This is a genomic window from Acidovorax benzenivorans, assembly GCF_028680575.1.
GTDB lineage: Bacteria > Pseudomonadota > Gammaproteobacteria > Burkholderiales > Burkholderiaceae_C > Acidovorax > Acidovorax benzenivorans.
In genome coordinates, this window is sequence record NZ_JAPCKI010000013.1 from 44,394 (window position 1) to 65,677 (window position 21,284).

18 protein-coding genes are annotated in these 21,284 nt (G+C 64.5%); 11 read left to right on the forward strand and 7 right to left on the reverse strand.

The features are described from left to right. Nucleotides 1-48: 48 nt before the first annotated feature. The 3 genes from OIN59_RS18655 to serA all read right to left on the reverse strand — a co-directional run bounded on the left by OIN59_RS18655 (nt 49) and on the right by serA (nt 5,726). The gene (locus tag OIN59_RS18655) at nt 49-480 is read right to left on the reverse strand and encodes an HIT family protein (protein ID WP_274112628.1); all 432 of its coding nucleotides are present in this window, start codon (nt 478-480) and stop codon (nt 49-51) included. Continuing rightward, nucleotides 480-4,397: an FAD/FMN-binding oxidoreductase gene (locus tag OIN59_RS18660; RefSeq protein ID WP_274112629.1), complete on the reverse strand. Its 3,918-nt coding sequence runs from the start codon at nt 4,395-4,397 to the stop codon at nt 480-482. The genes OIN59_RS18655 and OIN59_RS18660 overlap by 1 nt, the downstream gene beginning before the upstream one ends. A gap of 99 nt (nt 4,398-4,496) precedes the next feature. Further along, on the reverse strand, nt 4,497-5,726 hold the full coding sequence (gene serA / locus OIN59_RS18665; RefSeq protein ID WP_274112631.1) for a phosphoglycerate dehydrogenase: 1,230 nt from the start codon (nt 5,724-5,726) through the stop codon (nt 4,497-4,499). Between the two features lie 307 nt (nt 5,727-6,033). Between serA and ugpB the strand changes: the two genes are divergently transcribed. From ugpB to OIN59_RS18685, 4 genes are all read left to right on the forward strand, one after another. Beyond that, nucleotides 6,034-7,347, forward strand: a complete 1,314-nt coding sequence (ugpB, locus tag OIN59_RS18670; RefSeq protein ID WP_274112633.1) for a sn-glycerol-3-phosphate ABC transporter substrate-binding protein UgpB — start codon at nt 6,034-6,036, stop codon at nt 7,345-7,347. Between the two features lie 120 nt (nt 7,348-7,467). After that, nucleotides 7,468-8,349, forward strand: a complete 882-nt coding sequence (gene ugpA / locus OIN59_RS18675) for a sn-glycerol-3-phosphate ABC transporter permease UgpA (protein WP_274112635.1) — start codon at nt 7,468-7,470, stop codon at nt 8,347-8,349. Nucleotide 8,350: 1 nt separating this feature from the next. After that, on the forward strand, nt 8,351-9,202 hold the full coding sequence (gene ugpE, locus OIN59_RS18680; RefSeq protein ID WP_274112637.1) for a sn-glycerol-3-phosphate ABC transporter permease UgpE: 852 nt from the start codon (nt 8,351-8,353) through the stop codon (nt 9,200-9,202). 61 nt (nt 9,203-9,263) lie between these two features. Beyond that, entirely contained in the window at nt 9,264-10,277 is a 1,014-nt protein-coding gene (locus tag OIN59_RS18685; protein ID WP_274112639.1) for a sn-glycerol-3-phosphate import ATP-binding protein UgpC, read from the forward strand. Nucleotides 10,278-10,287: 10 nt separating this feature from the next. Here OIN59_RS18685 and OIN59_RS18690 read toward each other — a convergent pair whose 3' ends face one another. After that, entirely contained in the window at nt 10,288-11,478 is a 1,191-nt protein-coding gene (locus OIN59_RS18690) for a GGDEF domain-containing protein (RefSeq protein WP_274112641.1), read from the reverse strand. Between the two features lie 162 nt (nt 11,479-11,640). Between OIN59_RS18690 and ugpQ the strand changes: the two genes are divergently transcribed. Next, entirely contained in the window at nt 11,641-12,426 is a 786-nt protein-coding gene (gene ugpQ, locus OIN59_RS18695; protein ID WP_274112643.1) for a glycerophosphodiester phosphodiesterase, read from the forward strand. Nucleotides 12,427-12,533: 107 nt separating this feature from the next. On the opposite strand, the gene OIN59_RS18700 is transcribed toward ugpQ, so the two are convergent. Next, entirely contained in the window at nt 12,534-13,502 is a 969-nt protein-coding gene (locus OIN59_RS18700; protein ID WP_274112645.1) for a Bug family tripartite tricarboxylate transporter substrate binding protein, read from the reverse strand. Between the two features lie 172 nt (nt 13,503-13,674). Continuing rightward, nucleotides 13,675-13,953, reverse strand: coding sequence for a hypothetical protein (locus OIN59_RS18705; protein WP_274112647.1), 279 nt, complete (start codon nt 13,951-13,953; stop codon nt 13,675-13,677). Nucleotides 13,954-14,025: 72 nt separating this feature from the next. Between OIN59_RS18705 and hemA the strand changes: the two genes are divergently transcribed. From hemA to OIN59_RS18735, 6 genes are all read left to right on the forward strand, one after another. Further along, the gene (gene hemA, locus OIN59_RS18710) at nt 14,026-15,345 is read left to right on the forward strand and encodes a glutamyl-tRNA reductase (protein WP_274112648.1); all 1,320 of its coding nucleotides are present in this window, start codon (nt 14,026-14,028) and stop codon (nt 15,343-15,345) included. A gap of 114 nt (nt 15,346-15,459) precedes the next feature. Next, complete coding sequence (gene prfA, locus OIN59_RS18715) at nt 15,460-16,548, forward strand: peptide chain release factor 1 (RefSeq protein WP_274112650.1); 1,089 nt, start codon at nt 15,460-15,462, stop codon at nt 16,546-16,548. Between the two features lie 73 nt (nt 16,549-16,621). After that, nucleotides 16,622-17,473 (forward strand): peptide chain release factor N(5)-glutamine methyltransferase, encoded by an 852-nt coding sequence (gene prmC, locus OIN59_RS18720; RefSeq protein ID WP_274112652.1) that lies wholly within the window; start codon nt 16,622-16,624, stop codon nt 17,471-17,473. Between the two features lie 61 nt (nt 17,474-17,534). Then, complete coding sequence (grxD, locus tag OIN59_RS18725; RefSeq protein WP_274112654.1) at nt 17,535-17,858, forward strand: Grx4 family monothiol glutaredoxin; 324 nt, start codon at nt 17,535-17,537, stop codon at nt 17,856-17,858. Between the two features lie 157 nt (nt 17,859-18,015). Beyond that, a complete protein-coding gene (locus OIN59_RS18730) occupies nt 18,016-19,023 on the forward strand; it encodes an AAA family ATPase (protein ID WP_274112656.1) in 1,008 nt (335 codons plus the stop codon). A 164-nt stretch (nt 19,024-19,187) separates the two neighbouring features. After that, complete coding sequence (locus OIN59_RS18735; RefSeq protein ID WP_274112658.1) at nt 19,188-20,537, forward strand: hemolysin family protein; 1,350 nt, start codon at nt 19,188-19,190, stop codon at nt 20,535-20,537. A gap of 43 nt (nt 20,538-20,580) precedes the next feature. Here OIN59_RS18735 and OIN59_RS18740 read toward each other — a convergent pair whose 3' ends face one another. After that, nucleotides 20,581-21,282: a lytic transglycosylase domain-containing protein gene (locus OIN59_RS18740; protein WP_274112784.1), complete on the reverse strand. Its 702-nt coding sequence runs from the start codon at nt 21,280-21,282 to the stop codon at nt 20,581-20,583. Between the last annotated feature and the right edge of the window lie 2 nt (nt 21,283-21,284).

The window sequence follows — 21,284 nt, forward strand, 5'->3', positions numbered from 1 at the left end:
CGGCTGCCATTGTCCCACCCGCCCGGGCACACGCCGCATGCAGCAGGGTTACCGGGTGGCCCACTGCGCCAGCTGGGATTGCAAGTGCGCCTCCAGAGCTGGCAGCAGCGCCTGAACAGCGGCCTCTTGCGCCACCGGGCTGGGCCGCTGCGCCGCTGCCCACACGGGCGCCGGAAAGTGGCTGTCCCAGTCAAACCGCGCAATCACATGCCAGTGCAGGTGGGGCACCATGTTGCCCAGCGCGGCGATGTTGACCTTGGTGGGCGACAGGTGCTGGCGCAGCGCATGTTCCACCAGGGTCACCGCCTCCATGCAGTGCACACGGTCGGCGGCTGCAAGGTCCGAGAACTCGGCCACATGCGCGTTCCAGACCACGCGATAGAAGGCGGGGAAGCCCGCCTCCTGCGCGCGGATGACACGCAGGCGCTCACCGCGCCAGACCAATGCGCCACCGTCTTCGGAGCACAAAGGGCAGACCATCAGACAAGAACCCGCTCAATGCCGCCGTTGTTGGCACGGTGTACGTAGTCAGGCATCCAGTTCTCGCCCAGGATCTCGCGCGCCATCTCGACCACGATGTAGTCGGCTTCGAGCAGCCCGTTGTTCAGGTCGCCTTCATAGCGGTTCAGGCCCTGCAGGCAGCTGGGGCAGCTGGTGAGGATCTTCACGTTGTCCTGCGCGCCCACAGCACCGCTTTCGCGCAGCTGGGCCTCGCCCTTCTTGATTTCTTCTTCCTTGCGGAAGCGTACCTGCGTGGACACGTCGGGCCGGGTCACACCCAGCGTGCCGGACTCGCCGCAGCAGCGCTCGCTCTTCAAGACCTGCTCGCCCACCAGCGCCTTCACGGTCTTCATCGAGTCCTGCAGCTTCATGGGGTTGTGGCAGGGCTCGTGGTACAGGTAGGCGCCCTTGCCTTGCAGGCTCACACCCTTTTCCAGCAGGTATTCGTGGATGTCGATGATGCGGCTGCCTGGGAAGATCTTGTCAAACTCGTAGCCCTGCAGCTGGTCGTAGCAGGTGCCACAGCTCACCACCACGGTCTTGATGTCGAGGTAGTTGAGCGTGTTCGCCACACGGTGGAAGAGCACGCGGTTGTCCGTGATCATCTTCTCGGCCTTGTCGAACTGGCCCGAGCCGCGCTGGGGGTAGCCGCAGCACAGGTAGCCCGGTGGCAGCACCGTCTGCACACCGGCGTGCCACAGCATGGCCTGGGTGGCCAGACCCACCTGCGAGAACAAACGCTCCGACCCGCAGCCGGGGAAGTAGAACACCGCCTCCGTCTCGGCCGTGGTGGCCTGCGGGTTGCGGATGATCGGCACGTAGTCCTTGTCCTCGATGTCGAGCAGCGCGCGCGCCGTCTTCTTGGGCAAGCCGCCCGGCAGCTTCTTGTTGATGAAGTGGATCACCTGCTCCTTGATCGGAGCCGTGCCCACCGTGGCCGGTGGCTTGGCCGTCTGCTTGCGGCCCACCTTGCGCAGCAGGTCCACGGCCAGGCGCTGGGCCTTGAAGCCCACGTCCACCATGGCCGAGCGCATGAACTTGATGGTGTCCGGGTTGGTGGCGTTGAGCATGGTCATCGCCAGCGCGTTGCCGGGGCGGAAGGTCTTCTTGCCCATCTTGCGCAGCAGGTTGCGCATGTTCATGGTGACATCGCCGAAGTCGATCTTCACCGGGCAGGGGCTCTCGCACTTGTGGCACACCGTGCAGTGGTCGGCCACATCCTCAAACTCCTGCCAGTGTTTGATGCTCACGCCCCGGCGGGTCTGCTCTTCGTACAAAAACGCCTCGACCAGCAGCGACGTTGCCAGGATCTTGTTGCGCGGGCTGTAGAGCAGGTTGGCGCGTGGCACGTGCGTGGAGCACACGGGTTTGCACTTGCCGCAGCGCAGGCAGTCCTTGACCGAATCGGCAATGGCGCCGATGTCGCTCTGCTGCATGATCAGCGACTCGTGCCCCATCAGCCCGAAGCTGGGCGTGTAGGCATTCGTCAAATCGGCGTGCATCAACGCGGCATTTGAAGCATTTTTGGCCTCTGACGCTTGTCCATCAAGCGCCACCAGCTCCTGATTTCGTAGCAACTTGCCCTTGTTGAAGCGGCCTTCCGGGTCCACCTTGCGCTTGTATTCTGCAAAGGGACGCAGTTCGTCGTCGGTCAGAAACTCCAGCTTGGTGATGCCAATGCCGTGTTCACCCGAGATCACGCCGTTCAAGCTGCGCGCCAGCACCATGATGCGTGCAACCGCCTCGTGTGCGGTCTGCAGCATCTCGTAGTCGTCGCTGTTGACGGGGATGTTGGTGTGCACATTGCCGTCGCCCGCATGCATGTGCAGCGCGACCCACACGCGGCCCTTGAGCACGCGCTTGTGGATGGCCACGGCTTCGTCCAGGATGGGCTTGAACGCCGCGCCGGTGAAGATGCCTTGCAGCGGCGCCCGCAGCTGGGTCTTCCAGCTGGCGCGCAGCGTGTGGTCCTGCAGCTGGGGGAACAGCGTTTCCACGTCGTGCAGCCAGCCTTGCCACAGCGCACGTACCTCTTCCACCAGGGCGACGGCCTGGGCCACGCGCTCTTGCAGCAGCTCGGGCGAGGGCACTTCGTCGTCGGCGTCATGCTTGCCCAGGGGCAGGTTGCCGCGCTCAAAGAACTCGGTCAGCGCGTCGCACAGCTTGAGCTTGTTGCGCAGGGACAGCTCGATGTTGATGCGCTCGATGCCGTCGGTGTACTCGGCCATGCGCGGCAGCGGAATCACCACGTCTTCGTTGATCTTGAAGGCGTTGGTGTGGCGGCTGATGGCGGCCGTCTTCTTGCGGTCGGCCCAGAACTTCTTGCGCGCTTCGGCCGTGATAGCCACAAAACCTTCGCCACTGCGGGTGTTGGCCAGGCGCACGACCTCGCTGGTCACGCGGGCCACGTCGTCGGCGTTGTCGCCCGCGATGTCACCGATCAGCACCATCTTGGGCAGGCCACCATTGCCCTTCTTGCTCTTGGTGGCGTAACCCACGGCCTTCAGGTAACGGTCGTCCAGGTGCTCCAGGCCCGCCAGCAACACGCCACTGCGCTTTTGCTCGGCGAACATGAAGTCCTTGATCTCGACGATGGAGGGCACGGCGTCCTTGGCGTTGCCGAAGAACTCCAGGCACACGGTGCGCGTGTGCTCGGGCATGCGGTGCACCACCCAGCGCGCGCTGGTGATGAGGCCGTCACAGCCTTCCTTCTGGATGCCGGGCAGGCCCGCCAGGAACTTGTCCGTCACGTCCTTGCCCAGGCCTTCCTTGCGGAAGGTGCGGCCCGGAATGCTCAGGCGCTCGGTGCGCACGGGTGTCTTGCCGTCGGCTTCGAAATACTGCAGCTCGAAGGTGGCCGTCTCCACGTCATGGATCTTGCCCATGTTGTGGTCCAGGCGGGTCACTTCGAGCCACTGGGCGTCGGGCGTGACCATGCGCCAGCTGGCCAGGTTGTCCAGCGCCGTGCCCCACAGCACGGCCTTCTTGCCGCCTGCGTTCATGGCGATGTTGCCGCCGATGCAACTGGCCTCGGCGCTGGTCGGGTCCACCGCGAACACAAAACCTGCGCGCTCGGCCGCATCGGCCACACGCTGGGTGACCACGCCGGCTTCGGTCCACACCGTGCCCACCTCGCGGTCCAGGCCCGGCAGGCGGCGCATCTCGACCTCGGTCATGGCTTCGAGCTTTTCGGTGTTGATGACCACGCTCTTCCACGTCAACGGAATGGCGCCGCCGGTGTAGCCGGTGCCGCCCCCACGGGGAATGATGGTCAGGCCCAGTTCGATGCAGCCCTTCACCAGGCCAGCCATCTCAACCTCGGTGTCGGGGGTGAGCACGACGAACGGGTATTCGACGCGCCAGTCGGTGGCGTCGGTCACGTGGCTCACACGCGAGAGGCCGTCAAACTTGATGTTGTCCTTGGCCGTCAGGCGACCCAGGGTCTTCTGGATCTGGCGGCGCAACTGCGCGGCCTGCTCGAAGGTGGCGTTGAACTCAGCCACGGCGCGGCGCGCGGCGACGACCAGCTCGCCCACCAGGCGGTCGCGCTCGGCATCGTCAGCGGGGGTCCGGCGCTTTTCGATCTCGCCCAGGCGGTGCTGCAAGGCATCGACCAAGAGTTTGCGACGCGCGGGGTTGTCCAGCAGGTCGTCCTGCAGGTAGGGGTTGCGCTGCACCACCCAGATATCGCCCAGCACCTCATACAGCATGCGGGCTGATCGCCCGGTGCGGCGCTCCTTGCGCAGCTGGTCCAGCACGTCCCAGGCCGGAGACCCCAGCAGGCGGATCACGATCTCCCGGTCGGAGAACGAGGTGTAGTTATAGGGAATCTCGCGCAGACGCACAGGCTCGGCGGCCTGCGTCTGCAAGGCAGCCAACGCTATCGGAACATTCATGGGGGCTCTACCTGGGGTGGGGGCGCGATTTTAAGCCACCGGCCTCCGTCTTACCGGGCCAGGGCCGCCTTGCAGAGCCAAAGCGGCCCCGCAACGGGGTCAGAACAGCACGCGGCTGCGCAGGGTGCCACTGACCTGGGCCAGCTTTTCCAGCGCCAGGTCGGACGACGCTGCGTCGATATCAATCACCACGTAGCCGATCTTCTCGTTGGTCTGCAGGTACTGGGCCGAGATATTGATCTGGTTGTCCGAGAAAATGCGATTGATCTCGGACAGCACGCCCGGCACGTTGCGGTGGATGTGCAGCAGGCGGTGCTTGCCAGGGTGGGCGGGCAGCGCCACTTCGGGGAAGTTGACAGATGAGGTGCTGGTGCCGTTGTCGCTGTACTTCACCAGCTTTTCTGCCACCTCGAGGCCGATGTTGGCCTGCGCCTCCATGGTGGAGCCGCCGATGTGGGGGGTCAGGATCACGTTGTCCAACCCGCGCAGGGGCGACTGGAACTCGTCCTTGTTGGAGCGTGGCTCCACCGGGAACACATCAATGGCGGCGCCCAGCAGTTTTTTGGCCTTGAGCGCATCGGCCAGGGCCTCGATATCCACCACCGTGCCTCGCGCGGCATTGATGAGGATGCCGCCGGGCTTCATGGCCGCGATTTCGGCTGCACCGATCATGCCCTCGGTGGACGGCAGCTCGGGCACGTGCAGGCTCACGATGTCGCTCTGGCCCAGCAGGTCGTGCAGATGCTGCACCTGACGGGCATTGCCCAAAGGCAGCTTGTTGACCACGTCGAAGAACGCCACCTGCATGCCCAGGGCCTCGGCCAGCACCGACAGCTGCGTGCCGATGGAGCCATAGCCCACGATGCCCAGCGTCTTGCCCCGGATCTCGTAGGCGTTGTCGGCCGACTTGAGCCAGCCGCCCCGGTGCGCCACCGCATTCTTCTCCGGGATGCCCCGCAGCAGCAGGATGGCCTCGGCCAGCACCAGCTCGGCCACTGAGCGGGTGTTGGAATACGGCGCGTTGAACACGGCAATGCCGCGCTCGCGCGCCGCGTTCAGGTCCACCTGGTTGGTGCCAATACAAAAACAGCCCACCGCAACCAGCTTGTGCGCGTGGGCAAACACCTCTTCGGTGAGCTGGGTGCGCGAGCGGATGCCCACAAAGTGCACGTCTGCGATCTTGCGCTTGAGCTCGTCGCCCTCCAGCGCGCCGGACACGGTTTCGATCTGGGTATAGCCTGCCGCCCGGATCACATCCACCGCAGAGGAGTGAATGCCTTCGAGCAGCAGAAACTTGATCTTGTTCTTGTCGAGCGAGTTGGTGGCCATGGCGATGAAAGAGAAGTGATGGGGAGTGGAGGAAGAAAAGGTCCGGCGCGCGACGACGCGAACGAACCGGTGCTGCACAAACGTGCAAACAGTCACCAGCATGGTGCATTGCACAAAACCTTGCAAGCCTCGGCAAATGCGCCACACCTTGTCACAAAAAGGTCACAATCGCACCCCTCACGGGTAACCCAAGGGGTTTCCCCGGTTGTTGCAGGGCGCGAGGTCATGCGACAACGACATATCAATGTCACAAAGGCTGCATAGCATCCAGCCCTTGTGCTTTTCGTCATCCTCGGAGGAAATATTCATGCAAACGAAGCTTCTGGCGGTCTGCGCTGCTGTTGCCCTGTCGGTCTGCGCACCTGCGCAAGCACAGGCACCCATTGAGATCCAATGGTGGCACTCGATGAGTGCAGCGCTGGGCGACTGGGTCAACGACCTGGCAAAGCAATACAACGCCAGCCAGTCCCAATACAAGGTCGTGCCCACATACAAGGGCCAGTATGACGAATCGATGACCGGTGCCATCGCCGCCTTCCGCGCTGGCAATGCACCCCACATCCTGCAAGTGTTCGAGGTGGGCACCGCCACCATGATGGCCAGCAAGGGCGCCATCGTGCCAGCTGGCAAGGTGATGAGCGATGCCGGGTTCAAGTTCGACCCCACGCAGTACGTGTCCGCAGTGGCCGGCTACTACACCGCACCCAATGGCCAGATGCTGAGCTACCCGCTCAACAGCTCCACAACAGTGTTCTATTACAACAAGGACGCCTTCAAAAAGGCGGGCCTGGACGCCGACAAGCCGCCCAAGACCTGGCCCGAAGTGTTTGCTGCCGCGTCCAAGCTCAAGGCCAGCGGCCACAGCTGCCCCTTCACCACCAGCTGGATCAGCTGGACGCAGCTGGAGAGCTTCTCGCTGTGGCACAACACGCTGTTCGCGTCCAAGAACAACGGCTTTGACGGCAACGATGCCCAGCTGCAGATCAACTCGCCGCTACATGTGCGCCATTTCGAGAACCTAGCCAAGGCATCCAAGGAAGGCAGCTTCGTTTACAAGGGCCGCAACAACACGGCAGACGCCTCCTTCCCCTCGGGTGAGTGCGCCATGATCACAGGCTCGTCGGGCCTGTACGCCCGCGTGGCCAAGGAAGCCAAGTTCGCGTACGGCATCTCCACCCTGCCCTACTACGCCGACGTGAAGGGAGCCCCACAAAACACCGCCATCGGCGGCGCCAGCCTGTGGGTGATGGCCGGCAAGAAGTCTGAGGAATACAAGGGCGTTGCCAGCTTCCTGAACTTCCTGAACGACACCAAGGTGCAAGCCGCCAGCCACCAACGCACAGGCTACCTGCCTGTGACCATGGGTGCCTACAAGCTCACCGAGGCTTCTGGCTTCTATGACGCGAAACCCGGCACCGATGTGGCAGTGACGCAGATGATCCGCAAGGCCACCGACAAGTCGCGCGGTATCCGCCTGGGCAACTTCGTGCAGATTCGCTCGATCATCGACGAGGAAACCGAACAGGTCTGGTCGGGCAAGAAGTCGCCCAAGGAAGCCCTGGACACTGCAGTGACACGTGGCAACGAACAGTTGGCCCGCTTCGCACGCGCCAACAAGTAAGCACGGTCCACCATCTGTCGATGCCGCCCCGCCACCCGGCCGGGTGGCATCGAAAACCCGCCGCCCCGTCAACCAGCATGGTTCACGGGGCGGCGGGGTTTTCTTTTTGAGAGTTTCGTCATGGAAAAACGCGTACTTTTCCGCTCTGCGTGGCTACCCTGGGTGCTTCTGGCGCCTCAGCTGGTCATCATCAGCGTGTTCTTCTTCTGGCCCGCAGGCCAGGCCCTGGTGCAATCGTTTCAGATGCAGGACAGCTTCGGCATGTCCACCGAATGGGTGGGGCTGGACAACTTCAAGACCTTGTTTGAAGACCCGGGCTACCTGGCCTCGTTCAAGACCACAGCCTTCTTCTCGATCCTGGTGGCGGCGGTGGGCATCTGCCTGTCGCTGATGCTCGCGATCTTTGCCGACCGCATCATCAAAGGCGCCATCGTTTACAAAACCGCACTGCTGCTGCCCTACGCCGTGGCACCGGCCGTGGCCGGCGTGCTGTGGATGTTCATGTTCTCGCCATCGCTGGGTGTGGTGGCCTACATGCTGCGCCAGTCGGGCTTTGACTGGAACCACATGCTCAACTCCGACCACGCCATGGCGCTGATCGTGATTGCTGCGGTGTGGAAGCAGATCTCCTACAACTTCCTGTTCTTCCTGGCGGGGTTGCAGTCCATCCCCAAGTCGCTGATCGAGGCTGCCGCCATCGACGGCGCAGGCCCCTGGCGCCGGTTCTGGAGCATCCAGTTCCCGCTGCTGTCGCCCACCACGTTCTTCCTGCTCGTGATCAATGTGGTGTATGCATTCTTCGACACGTTTGCCATCGTGGACTCGACCACCCAGGGCGGCCCGGGGCGCGATACCTCCATCCTGGTCTACAAGGTGTACCACGATGGTTTCAAGGCCATGGACATGGGCGGCTCGGCCGCGCAGTCGGTGGTGCTGATGGCCATCGTCGTCGTGCTGACGGTCATCCAATTCCGCTACGTCGAAAAGAAAGTCCAATACTGATATGGTTGAACGCAGCCCCTATCTCACCGCGTTCTCGCACCTCATCATGGTGCTGGGCGTGATCATCGTCGGCTTTCCGCTGTACCTGGCCTTCGTGGCCTCCACCCACACGGCGCAGGACATCGTGCAGGTGCCCATGCCCCTGGTGCCCGGTGGCAACTTCTGGCAGACCTACCACGACGCCCTGTTTGGCGGCGGCTCCGGCGCTGGCTCCACAGCCCCCGTGGCCCGCATGATGTGGGTGAGTTTTGTCACCGCCATGGTCATCACCGTGGGCAAGATCGCGATCTCGCTGCTGTCGGCGTTTGCCATCGTGTACTTCCGCTTTCCCTTCAAGGGCATCTGCTTCTGGCTGATCTTCATCACGCTGATGCTGCCGGTAGAAGTGCGCATCGGCCCCACCTACCAAGTGGTGTCCAACCTGGGCATGCTCAACACCTATGCGGGCCTCACGGTGCCACTGATCGCTTCGGCCACCGCCACCTTCCTGTTCCGGCAGTTCTTCCTGACGGTGCCCGATGAGCTGGTGGAAGCCGCGCGCGTGGACGGCGCAGGCCCCATGCGCTTTTTCAAGGACATCCTGGTGCCGCTGTCGCGCACCTCGATTGCCGCGCTGTTCGTGATCCAGTTCATCTACGGCTGGAACCAGTACCTGTGGCCGCTGCTGGTGACCACATCCGAGGACATGTACCCCGTGGTGATCGGCATCAAGCGCATGCTGGCTGGCGGCGACGCGGGCAACGAGTGGAACATCGTGATGGCCACGGCCCTCCTGGCCATGCTGCCCCCGGCCTTTGTGGTGGTGGTCATGCAGCGCTGGTTCGTCAAGGGCCTGGTGGATACCGAAAAATAAGACAAAACCCCTGCTAGCGCTTATTCAATAAGCACCTGTAGCTATCAAATTCATTGCACATATGGCATCCCTCTCTCTTCGCAATATCGTCAAGCGCTACGGCGTCGGCCCCAAGGCCAACCAGGTCATCCACGGCGTGAACGCCGAGGTCAAGGACGGCGAATTCGTCGTCATCGTGGGCCCCTCCGGCTGCGGCAAGTCCACCCTGCTGCGCATGGTGGCGGGCCTGGAAGAAATCTCCGGCGGCGAGCTGCGCATTGGCGACCGTGTGGTGAACAACCTGGAGCCCGCCCAGCGCGACATCGCGATGGTGTTCCAGAACTACGCGCTCTACCCCCACATGACGAACTTCGAGAACATGGCCTATGGCCTGAAGATCGCCAAGGTGCCCAAGGAAGAGATCAAGGCGCGCGTGGACAAGGCCGCCAAGATTCTCGAACTGGGCCACCTGCTCGAACGCAAGCCGCGCGAGCTGTCGGGCGGCCAACGCCAGCGCGTAGCCATGGGCCGCGCCATCGTGCGCCAGCCGCAGGTGTTTTTGTTTGACGAGCCGCTGTCCAACCTTGACGCCAAGCTGCGCGCGCAAACGCGCCTCGAAATCCAGAAGCTGCACCGCGAGCTGGGCATCACCAGCCTGTTCGTCACGCACGACCAGGTCGAGGCCATGACGCTGGCGCAGCGCATGATCGTGATGAACGCGGGCAACATGGAACAGTTCGGCACGCCCGAAGAGGTCTACCACACGCCAGCCACCACTTTCGTGGCCAGCTTCATCGGCTCGCCGCCGATGAACCTGCTCAAGAACGCCCCCAGCGCCAAGCCCGGCACCATTCTGGGTATCCGCCCGGAGCACCTGGACGTGCGCAGCGAGGGCTGGGCAGTCAAGGTCGAGACCGTGGAGCTGCTGGGCGCCGAGCGCCTGATCTACGGCCGCATCAACGGCGAGCAGATCATCGTGCGCGTAGAAGAAGGCACCCATGCGCCCGCGCCTGACTCGGTGATCCACGTGGTGCCGCGCAACGACCGCCTGCACAGTTTCGACGCGGCCACCGGAAAGCGCATCCCGGCGCCATAACCCGCCCTGCCTACCGGGAGACCCGGTTGCGCCCCGCGCGTTTGGCCCGGTACAAGGCGGCGTCGGCACGGTCAATGCAGGACTGTACCGACTCGCCCTCTCCCCACAGCGCGACGCCCCATGAGGCCGTCACGGTCAGCCCTTCGGGCTGATGCACCAGGGGGGCCGAGGCCAGATGGGTGCACAAGTCCTGGGTTTTGGCCATCAGGCTCTCTTCGTGCACTTGCATCAGCACGCACACAAACTCCTCTCCGCCCCACCGCGCCAACAGGTCCGTCTCGCGCAGCCGCGCCTTCACCCGGGCGACTGTGGCTACCAGGACCGCATCCCCCACCGCGTGGCCATGGGTGTCGTTGATCAACTTGAAATGGTCCAGATCCAGCATCACGATGCCCAGTGCCACCGGACAGCGGCTACGGCGCCGCTCCTCCTGCTGCAAGGCATCCAGCAAGGCGCGCCGGTTCAGGCAATGGGTCAAGGGGTCGAGCGTTGCCAGCTGCTGGACATGCTGCAGAGCCTCCGTCAGCTCCTGGTTGCTTTGCTTCAACCGCTGCGCCAGCTTGCGCGTCATCACACTGCCCTCGACGTCATGGCGATGCACGGTGTACGACGAGAACCCATAAAGCAAAATCATCGCCGTCAGCACGGTGGCGCCCAGCGCCCATAGGGACTGCGGCGCGCCCGGCGCTGACAGCACGCCCATCACCCACAGCGGGGCGGCCATCCCCATGCAAAAACTCGACAGCATGGGCCAGTGCGCGCTGAGGTTATGGATGCTGAACATCGCCACCGCCACCGAGCCCACCAATATGACCTGCAGCAGCTGCGCATCAAGCCACAACCCAGGCAAGGCGGTTGCGCTGCCCCAGGCAGCACCGTAGAAAAAGAACAACACGGTCAGCCCGCGCAGCCAACGCCACCGCTGCGGTCGCGCCAGAGCATCAAGGCCTTTTTGCAAACGCCCCAGGAGACTCAGATTCAGCAACTCCAACAGCGCCAGGCCACCCACCCAGCCTGCCAGGCAGGGCGCAGGAACCGTCTTGCTCATCAACCAAGCCAAGAAGCCAAAACCCAGAAAGGCGGTGGAAGACGAAAAACGCTGCCGCTTGATCAGCACTTGAAGCAAGCCTATTTCGATGGCATCTCTGTCCCTCTCGTCCAGCACGATCTCGCTGGCAGCATGGCTTTTTGCTTCGCGCATTCATAACTCCCGTTGACCGGTACACCCACCATGCATGGGGTTTCAGGGTAGCGGGGGCGGCCACAAAGCGCAATCAGAGTCCTTACGGACCATTCACACTCTGGCTTCATCGCAACGCGGGCTGTAATCTGCCAAGATCGCCGCCTGCCGACCCCCATGCCCATGAACCGCACCACCACAAACCTTCCGCCCTGGCCCTACCCCCGCTGGATCGCCCACCGCGGCGCCGGCAAGCTGGCCCCCGAGAACACCCTGGCCGCCTTTCGGCTGGGCGCCCACTATGGTTACCGCATGTTCGAGTGCGACGCCAAGCTGAGTGCCGACGGCGTGCCGTTTCTGATGCACGACGCCACGTTGGGCCGCACGACCAACGGCGCGCAGGCGCTGGGCGCAGCGGCCAGCGCCACGGGGAGCGACCACCCCTGGGCGGTTTTGTCGCAGCTGGATGCGGGGGCCTGGCATTCGCGCAGCCATGCGGGCGAGCCGCTGCCCACCCTGGAGAACCTGGCGCGCTACTGCATCGCCAACGGCTACTTCCTCAACATCGAGATCAAGCCCACGCCGGGCCAGGAAGAAGTCACGGGCCGGGTAGTAGGCGAATACGCTGCGCGACTGTGGCAAGGCCAAGCGGTGCTGCCCTTGTTCTCTTCGTTCAAGCTTGAGGCGCTGGCTGGTGCCATGGCCACCGCCCCCCACATTCCCCGCGCGCTGCTCATCGACGCGCTGTGGGACGGGTGTTTGGACAAGGCCCAGGCGCTCGGTTGCGTGGCCATCGTGTGCAACCACGCGTTGTGGGACCAGGCATTGGTCGCCCAGGTCCACGGCTTGGGCATGCGCACGCTGAGCTACACGGTGAATGATGACTGGGCGGCGCAGCGCCTCATCGACTTGGGCACGGACGGCATCATCACCGACCGGGTGGACCTGTTTTCGCCAGCCGCACTCTGAACGCCCATCATTGGTCGGGCCAGGCCAGTGCCACCGTGGAACCGGTTTTTCCGGGCCACGGGTGGCGTCCCCTTTCCAGGGGGAAGGCGCTGTAGCGCCTCAGGGCGTCAATCCATCTTGGCGCCAGACTTCTTGACGGCGTCCGCCCAGCGCGGCAGCTCGGCGGCCAGGAACTTCGCAAAGTCGTCGGCGCCCAGAAACGCCGGGTCTGCCCCCTGGCTCACCATGCGGTTGCGCACCTCGGGCATCTGCAGCACCTGGCCAAAGGCATCACTGAGCTTGTTGACCACGTCCTTGGGCGTGCCAGCGGGCGCCAGAAAGCCGTAGAAGCCCACCACCTCAAAGCCCTTGATGCCACTCTCGATCACGGTGGGCACCTCGGGCAGCGCGGGGTTGCGCTGCTTGCTGGTCACGGCCAGGGCGCGCACCTTGCCTTGCTTGTGGTACGCGGCGGCCTGCGGAATGCTCTCGGCCATGAACTGCACCTGGCCGCCCATGAGATCGGTGAACGCTGGTGCGCTGCCCCGGTAGGGGATGTGCACCATGAACAAGCCCGTGGCGGTCTTGAACATTTCGGGCACCAGGTGGCTGATGCCGCCGTTGCCCGCCGAGCCAAAGTTGACCTGACCGGGCCGCGCCTTGGCGTAGGCCATGAACTCCTGCAGGTTCTTGGCGGGCACACTGGTGTTGACCAGCAAGGCCAGCGGCTGCATGGCCGTGCGCGCCACGGGCACAAAGTCCCGGAGGGTCGCGTACGGCAGGCGGCTGTAGAGCGCCGGGTTGATCACCATCACCCCGGTGTTAGCCAGCATGATGGTGTGGCCATCGGGTGCGGCTTTCATCACATCCTGCGCGCCCACGGTGCCACCCGCACCGGCCTTGTAGTCCATCACCACGGGCTGACCCAGCACCGCCTGCAGCTTGTCGGACAGCAAGCGCGCATGCTGGTCCAGCGGCCCGCCAGCCGGAAACCCCACCACGACACGAATGGGTTTGGACGGAAAGGCCTGCGCCTGCACAGCGGCAGAAAGGGCAAGGCCCGCAGCCAGGGCAATCCAGGTACGCAGCAGCTTCATGGGGGTGTCTCCAGTAATCGTTGTTTGGGTCTAGGGGTACTTCCCGCTTCCATCAGCGCAGGCCATTGCGACCGCCCTGGAAGAGGCAACAAGGCTATCAGACACCCGTGCGCCACGCCCTCTCGAACACCCCTCGCAAACCCTCAAAATACGGGGCAGCTTGCTGAAAGGTTCAAGACTTCCAGCCCCGCACCAGCACCCACTGGCAGGTCGCGCAGGCCACAACCAGCGCGGCATAGGTCAGCATCTTGCCGTCACGCCCCCATAGCACCAGCCCCGCCAGCAGCACCGCCACACCCACAACAAACAGAATCGCCCAGCGCAGCCACCCGGCCATCGCCGAGGCGCTTCGGGAGCCCACCAGGCGGCCCAAAAGCACCAGCACCAGCGCCATGGCAGCAGCAGGTGCAACAAAGTTGAGGAGGTGGTTGACGATGTCCAGTGGACCCATGAAATTGACCCAAATCAAGGCATGAACAAGCAAGGCAGCCTGTTCGGGCCAACAATTTTATAATCGGCGACTATGGCAGTCTGGGCCCTCGGCATCAACCACACCACCGCGCCCCTTGACCTGCGCGGCCGGTTTGCGTTCGCGCTCGACCAGATCGCCCCCACGCTGCACGGTTTGCGCCAGTCGCTGGGCAACTCTGGCGGCGGTGCCAGCCGGCACCCCGGGGTAGAGACGGCCATCATCTCCACCTGCAATCGCACCGAAATTTACTGCGCTGGTGAGCAGGCCGCCATGGACCACACGCTGGGCTGGCTGGCTCAAAGCGGCGGCGTGAGCCCCGCGCTGCTGCGCTCGCACTCCTACACCCTCGAAGACAGCCTCGTCGCACGCCACGCCTTCCGCGTGGCCAGCGGGCTCGACTCGATGGTGCTGGGCGAGGCCCAGATTTTGGGCCAGATGAAGGATGCCGTGCGCGCCGCCGAGACCGCTGGCGCCCTGGGCACCACGCTCAACCAGCTGTTCCAGCGCAGCTTTGCCGTAGCCAAAGAGGTGCGCAGCAGCACCGAGATCGGCGCACACAGCATCAGCATGGCCGCCGCCGCAGTGCGCCTGGCCAGCCAGTTGTTTGAAGACCTGGGCAAGATCCGCGTGCTATTCGTCGGCGCGGGCGAAATGATTGAGCTGTGCGCCACGCACTTCGCGGCCAAGAACCCCAAGCAGATTGCCATTGCCAATCGCACGCTGGAGCGCGGCGAAAAGCTCGCCACCCGCTTCGGCGGCGAGGTGATGCGCCTAGCCGACCTGCCCGAGCGCCTGCACGAGTTCGACGCCGTCATCAGCTGCACCGCCAGCAGCCTGCCCATCATCGGCCTGGGTGCCGTGGAACGCGCTTTGAAGAAGCGCCGCCACCGCCCCATGTTCATGGTCGATCTGGCCGTGCCGCGCGACATCGAGCCCGAGGTCAAGGCCCTGGGCGACGTGTACCTGTACACCGTGGACGATCTGGCCACCGTGGTGCAGACGGCGCAGGCCAACCGCCAGGCCGCCGTGGCGCAGGCCGAGGCCATCATCGACGCGGGTGTGCAGAGCTTCATGCACTGGATGGAGCTGCGCAGCCCCGCTGGCGCTGCAGGCGGCGTGGTGCCTCTGATCCAGCAGCTCAACGCCCAAACCGACGAGTGGCGCGCCGCCGAGATCGCGCGCGCCAAGAAGCTGCTGGCCAAGGGCGAGAACGTGGATGCCGTGCTCGAAGCGCTCTCGCGCGGCCTGACACAAAAGATGCTGCACGGCACCCTGGCCGAGCTGCGCGCAGGCGATGCCGAAATGCGCGCCCAGACGGCCCAGACCGTCTCGCGCTTGTTCCTGCGCTCGCAAAGCAAAAACGGCCAGTAGCGGCGCCCGCCTGCTCACTCGCCACTCCGATTTCAAACAAAATCGGCCTCTAGCGCTTGATTAAAAAGCGCTGGCAGCTACAAATTTCGCAGCAAACCTATTTCCCGAATTGCCATGAAACCCTTTCTCCGAAGCCAATTGGAGCGCTATGCACAGCGCTTGGGCGAGCTGGACTTTTTGCTCTCGCGCGAAGACATCATGAGCGACATGGCGCAGTACCGGCGCATCTCCGTCGAACATGCCGAGGTCACACAGGTGGCAGGGCGCTACGCCCGCTACCAGCAGCGCGAGGCCGACCTGGCGGGTGCGCGCGAGATGCTGGCCGACCCTGACATGGCCGAGATGGCGCAAGAGGAAATCACCAGCGCCGAGGCCGAGCTGCTGCAACTGGAAGACGAACTGCAGCGCCTGCTGCTGCCCAAGGACCCCGACGACGCCCGCAATGCGTTCGTCGAAATCCGCGCAGGCACGGGCGGCGACGAATCGGCCCTGTTCGCTGGCGACTTGACCCGCATGTACACCCGCTACGCCGCCACCGTGGGCTGGAAGGTGGAGGTGGTGAGTGAAAACGCGGCCGAGCTGGGCGGCTACAAGGAAATCGTGTTGCGCATTGAAGGTGACCATGTGTATGGCGCGCTCAAATTCGAATCCGGCGGCCACCGCGTGCAGCGCGTGCCCGCCACCGAGACACAAGGCCGCATCCACACCAGCGCCTGCACCGTGGCCGTGATGCCCGAGCCCGACGAGCACGAGGCCATCAAGCTCAACCCGGCCGACCTGCGCATCGACACCTTCCGCGCATCGGGCGCGGGCGGCCAGCACATCAACAAGACCGACTCTGCCGTGCGCGTGGTCCACTTGCCCACCGGCATCGTGGCCGAATGCCAGGACGGTCGCAGCCAGCACAGCAACAAGGCCAAGGCACTGCAGGTGCTGCAGGCGCGCATCCAGGAGAAGGAGCGCAGCGAACGCGCCGCCAAGGAGGCCGCCCTGCGCAAGGGCCTGATCGGCAGCGGCGACCGCAGCGACCGCATCCGCACCTACAACTTCCCACAGGGGCGGCTCACCGACCACCGCATCAACCTCACGCTGTACAAGCTGCTGTACGTGATGGAAGGCGACCTGGGCGACGTGCTCCAGGCCCTGGCCCATGCGCGCGAGGCCGAGCAGCTCGAAGAGTTGGAGATGGGCGCTACGGACTGACCTTCATTCAAAAATTGAAACAAATTGGCCTCTAGCGCTTGATACATATGCGCTAATAGCTATCAAAACCATAGTGCACAATACCTCCCCCACCCTGACCCAGGCACTGGCCCAGGCCCACACACTGGGCCTGGCGCGCATTGACGCGCAACTGCTGCTGCTGCACGCCGTGGGTCGCCCCGACGCGGGCCGCGCCTGGCTGCTGGCGCACGACACGGACGCGATGGACGAGGCCGTGCACGCCCAATTCCTCGCTCTGTGCCAGCGCCGCGTGGCGGGCGAGCCGGTGGCCTACCTCACCGGCCGCAAGGAGTTCTACGGCCTGCCGCTGCAGGTGGATGCCCGCGTGCTGGACCCACGCCCCGACACCGAAACGCTGGTGGACTGGGCGCTGGAGGTGATCGCCCCCCACCCATCACCCCGCGTGATGGACCTGGGCACCGGCAGCGGCGCCATCGCGCTGGCCCTGCAGAGTCAGCGCCCCACCGCCCAAGTGCTGGCGGTGGACGCCAGCGCGGATGCACTGACCGTGGCCCGGGCTAACGGAGAGCGGCTGGGCCTGGCCGTGCAGTTCCAACACGCGAACTGGCTGGCCGGGGTCGATGGCCTGTTTGACGCCATCGTGTCCAACCCCCCCTATATCGCCAGTGCCGACCCGCACCTGGCCGCCCTCACGCACGAACCGTTGCAGGCCCTTGCCAGTGGCGCCGATGGACTCGACGACATCCGCGCCATCGTGGGCCAAGCTGCGCAGCACCTCACGCCCGGTGGCTGGCTGCTGCTGGAGCATGGTCACGACCAGGCAGAAGCCGTGCAAATGTTGTTGCTGGCGCACGGGTTTGCGGCAGTGCAAAGCCGCAATGACCTCGCGGGCGTTGCGCGTTGCACAGGGGGCCAGTGGCAGATGGCGCAGACAGTGAAATAATCCACCCAGTCCCAACACGGGGCGGCATCGCCCGCCCCGACCCCTTTTCAGGAGCATCCCCATGAGCGACTCTCAACAACGCATCGACGCCCTCGTCAAATCCAGCGACATCCTGCTGTTCATGAAGGGCAACGCCAGCTTTCCCATGTGCGGCTTCTCCGGCCGTGCCATCCAGATCCTCAAGGCCTGCGGCGTGGACCCCAAGAGCGTGGTCACCGTCAACGTGCTGGAAGACGACGAAATCCGCCAAGGCATCAAGGAATACAGCAACTGGCCGACGATTCCGCAGCTGTACGTGAAGGGCGAGTTCATCGGCGGCTCGGACATCATGATGGAGATGTACGAGTCGGGTGAACTCAAGCAGGTGCTGGGCACCGAGGGCTGATCTCGGCGGCCATTGCCCCACCCTCCATCAGGCCGCCTTCGGGCGGCCTTTTTGTTTGCCCGCAACAGAGGCACCAATCAGGGGCTTTTCCGATAGAGCAGCGGGCATGTTGTGTGCTTGAATGGTTGCGTGATCTCACATCACAAAGGAGCATGCAATGACCAGCCATAGCCTTGTTCCCCAGCCACCCGCCTTGCGCTTGCCGGTGGCCCAGATGCGCAATGTGTTCCACCCCGGTGACGTCGAGCGCAAGCTCGCACGGCTACAGGAGTCCGGCAACCAGCGCGAATACGAAACCCTGCGCACCGTGTACGAACGCATGCTGGAGCGTGGCCCGGAGCGCTTTCAGGTCAAGCCCTCGGGCATCCCAGACATGGCCAGCCTGTACGCGCAGTTGCCCAACTTCACCGAGGTGCTGGACGACGTGAAGCGCCATGTGGCGCTGGCGCAGGACAGCAGCGACGGGCTAGAGGTCACGCCCATGCTGCTGCTGGGCCCACCCGGCATCGGCAAGACCCACTTTGCCCGCCACCTGGCCGAGCTGCTGGGCACGGGTATGAACCTACTGCCGATGAGTTCCATGACCGCAGGCTGGCTGCTATCGGGCTCGTCCGCGCAGTGGAAGGGCGCCCGCCCAGGCAAGGTGTTCGAGGCGCTGGTAGAGGGCGAATACGCCAACCCGGTGATCGTGGTCGACGAGATCGACAAGGCCAGCAGCGACGCGCAGTACGACCCGCTGGGCGCGCTGTACAGCCTGCTCGAATACGACACCGCCCAGAGCTTTACCGACGAGTTTGCCGAGGTGGCCATCGACGCCAGCCAGGTGATCTGGATTACCACGGCCAACGACACGCGCGGCATCCCAGACCCCATCCTGAACCGCATGAACGTGTTCGAGGTGGAGGCGCCGACGCTGGAGCAAGCCCGCACCATTGCACGCAACCTGTACCAGGGCATCCGCGCAGGGCACGACTGGGGCCGCCTGCTGGACCCGGAGCCGATGGACGACGTGCTCGACCACCTGGCGCATATGCCCCCACGCGAGATGCGACGGGCGCTGATGACGGGCTTTGGCAATGCGCGGCTGGACCGCCGCTCTACGGTAGAGATTGCCGACCTGCCCAAGGCCGCCACGGGGCGCAGCCGCATTGGTTTTGTGCAGTAAGTAGCGCGGCTGCCCACACCGCACGCCCCCTCCCCCACCACCCCAAGCAATGGCGTGGGGCGGGGTGAGCCACCCCAAGGCCGCGCCAACAGGCCGCCGTACAAGGTGCGCAGATACACTGGGTGGCCCGTTGCACCGCTGTGCCCCGGTTCTGCCTTCGTCCCATGACCCTGTCCCAAAGCCTCTTCGTGATCGGGCTGCTGATTGCAGCCAGCGCCTTTTTCTCCATGGCCGAGATCTCGCTCGCGGCCGCCCGCCGCCTGCGCCTGCGCCAGATGGCCGATGAAGGCGACGCGCGCGCGGACCGGGTGCTGCGCATGCAGGAGCAACCGGGCGACTACTTCACGGTGGTGCAGGTGGGGCAGAACGCCGTGGCCATCCTCGGCGGTATCGTGGGTGAAGGGGCGTTGAGCCCACATTTCAGCGAACTGTTTGCGTTGTGGATGTCGGGACCCACGGCCGAGCGGGCGGGGTTCCTGGCGTCTTTCCTCATCATCACCTCGCTGTTCATCCTGTTTGCCGACCTGTTCCCCAAACGCCTGGGCATGGCAGAGCCCGAACGGCTGGTGGTGCGGCTGGCACAGCCCATGGCCTGGTGCATGACACTGCTGCGGCCGCTGGTGTGGTTCTACAGCCGGGGGGCCGATGCGCTGTTCCGCCTGCTGGGGTTGTCATCGCTGCGCGATGACCGGATCACGTCAGACGACATCCTGGCCATGATGGAGGCGGGCGCCCGCGCCGGTGTACTGGCCGCACGCGAGCAGCAGGTCATCACCAACGTGTTTGAGCTGGACACGCGCACGGTGTCCAGCGCCATGTCGCCGCGCGACCGCATCGCTTTTTTTCTGCGCGACGAGCCCGATTCGGTCATCCGCCTGCGCATCGCTGCCGAGCCGTTTTCGACCTACCCGGTGTGCGAGGGCGACATCGACCACGTAGTGGGCTATGTAGATGCCAAGGACCTGTTCCAGCGCGTGCTGAACAACCAGCCCATCTCGCTGGCCGACGATAGCCTGGTGCGCAAAGTGCTGATCGTGCCCGACCGGCTGACCCTGTCGGAAGTGCTGGAGCAGTTCCGCCAAGTCCACGAGGACTTTGCCGTCATCGTGAACGAGTACAGCCTGGTGGTCGGTGTGGTCACGCTGAACGATGTCATGAGCACCGTGATGGGCGACCTGGTGGGCCCGGCGGACGAAGAGCAGATCGTGCGGCGCGATGAGGACTCCTGGCTCATCGACGGGGTCACGCCCATTGAGGATGTGCTGCACGCCCTGTCGCTGGACGAACTGCCCCACACCGGCGAATACGAAACCCTGGCCGGGTTCCTGATGGTGATGTTGCGCCGCGTGCCCCGCCGCACGGACAGTGTGAGCTGGGGCGGCTACAAGTTTGAGGTGCTGGACGTGGACAGCTACCGCATCGACCAGGTCATGGTTTCTAGACTGGGCGGGCCCTCTGGTAGTGCCGCGCCGAGCCCGTCAGCACCAGCAGTATCAGCGGGAACCCCTGTGTAGTGACACCGGGCCACGCGCCCGTGTCACACCCGCGCAAATCGCTCTATGCGGCTGGCGACTGCGGCCGGTCGGCAAACAACCACTTGCGCTGGGCGCCAAAGACGGCGTCCGGATACGGCGACCGGCCCCGGCTGCCGTTGTAGCGGCCTAGCGCCATGAACAAGTCGCCCTGCTCCCGGTCGATGTAGTGGCGCAGGATCACGCAGCCAAAACGCAGGTTGGTCTGCATGTGAAACAGCTTGCCAGGGTCACCATCGCCGATCACGCGCGTCCAGAAGGGCATGACCTGCATGTAGCCCCGCGCCCCGACGCTGGAGACGGCAAACTTGCGAAATCCGCTTTCTACCTGGACCAACCCGAGCACCAGAGATACATCCAGCCCCGCGCGCTTGGACTCGTACCAGACGGTCTGAAGAAAGTCGCGGCGCACCTCCAGGTCTGGCTTGCGGGGGCGCAAACGATCACTCTGCGTGCCCAGCCACCGCAGGTAGTGCAGGCGCGCCTCGGTGGTGAAGAACTCGGGCTCGGGCGGTGCCTGGTTGGCAATCGCAGAACTGAGCGCGGTGCGCACCGAGTCCATCAGGGGCTCCTCCAGCTGGCCTCCAGCATGCGCCATCTGCGGTGCCCCCAGCCAGGCGGCAGGCGCCGCCAGAGAAGCCAGCGACACCAGGCAGCCGCGCCGCGACAGCGCTGCAGAGTCGCCCGCGGCCACAGCCAACGGAGCGATGGAGGAGGCGCCGCGCATGC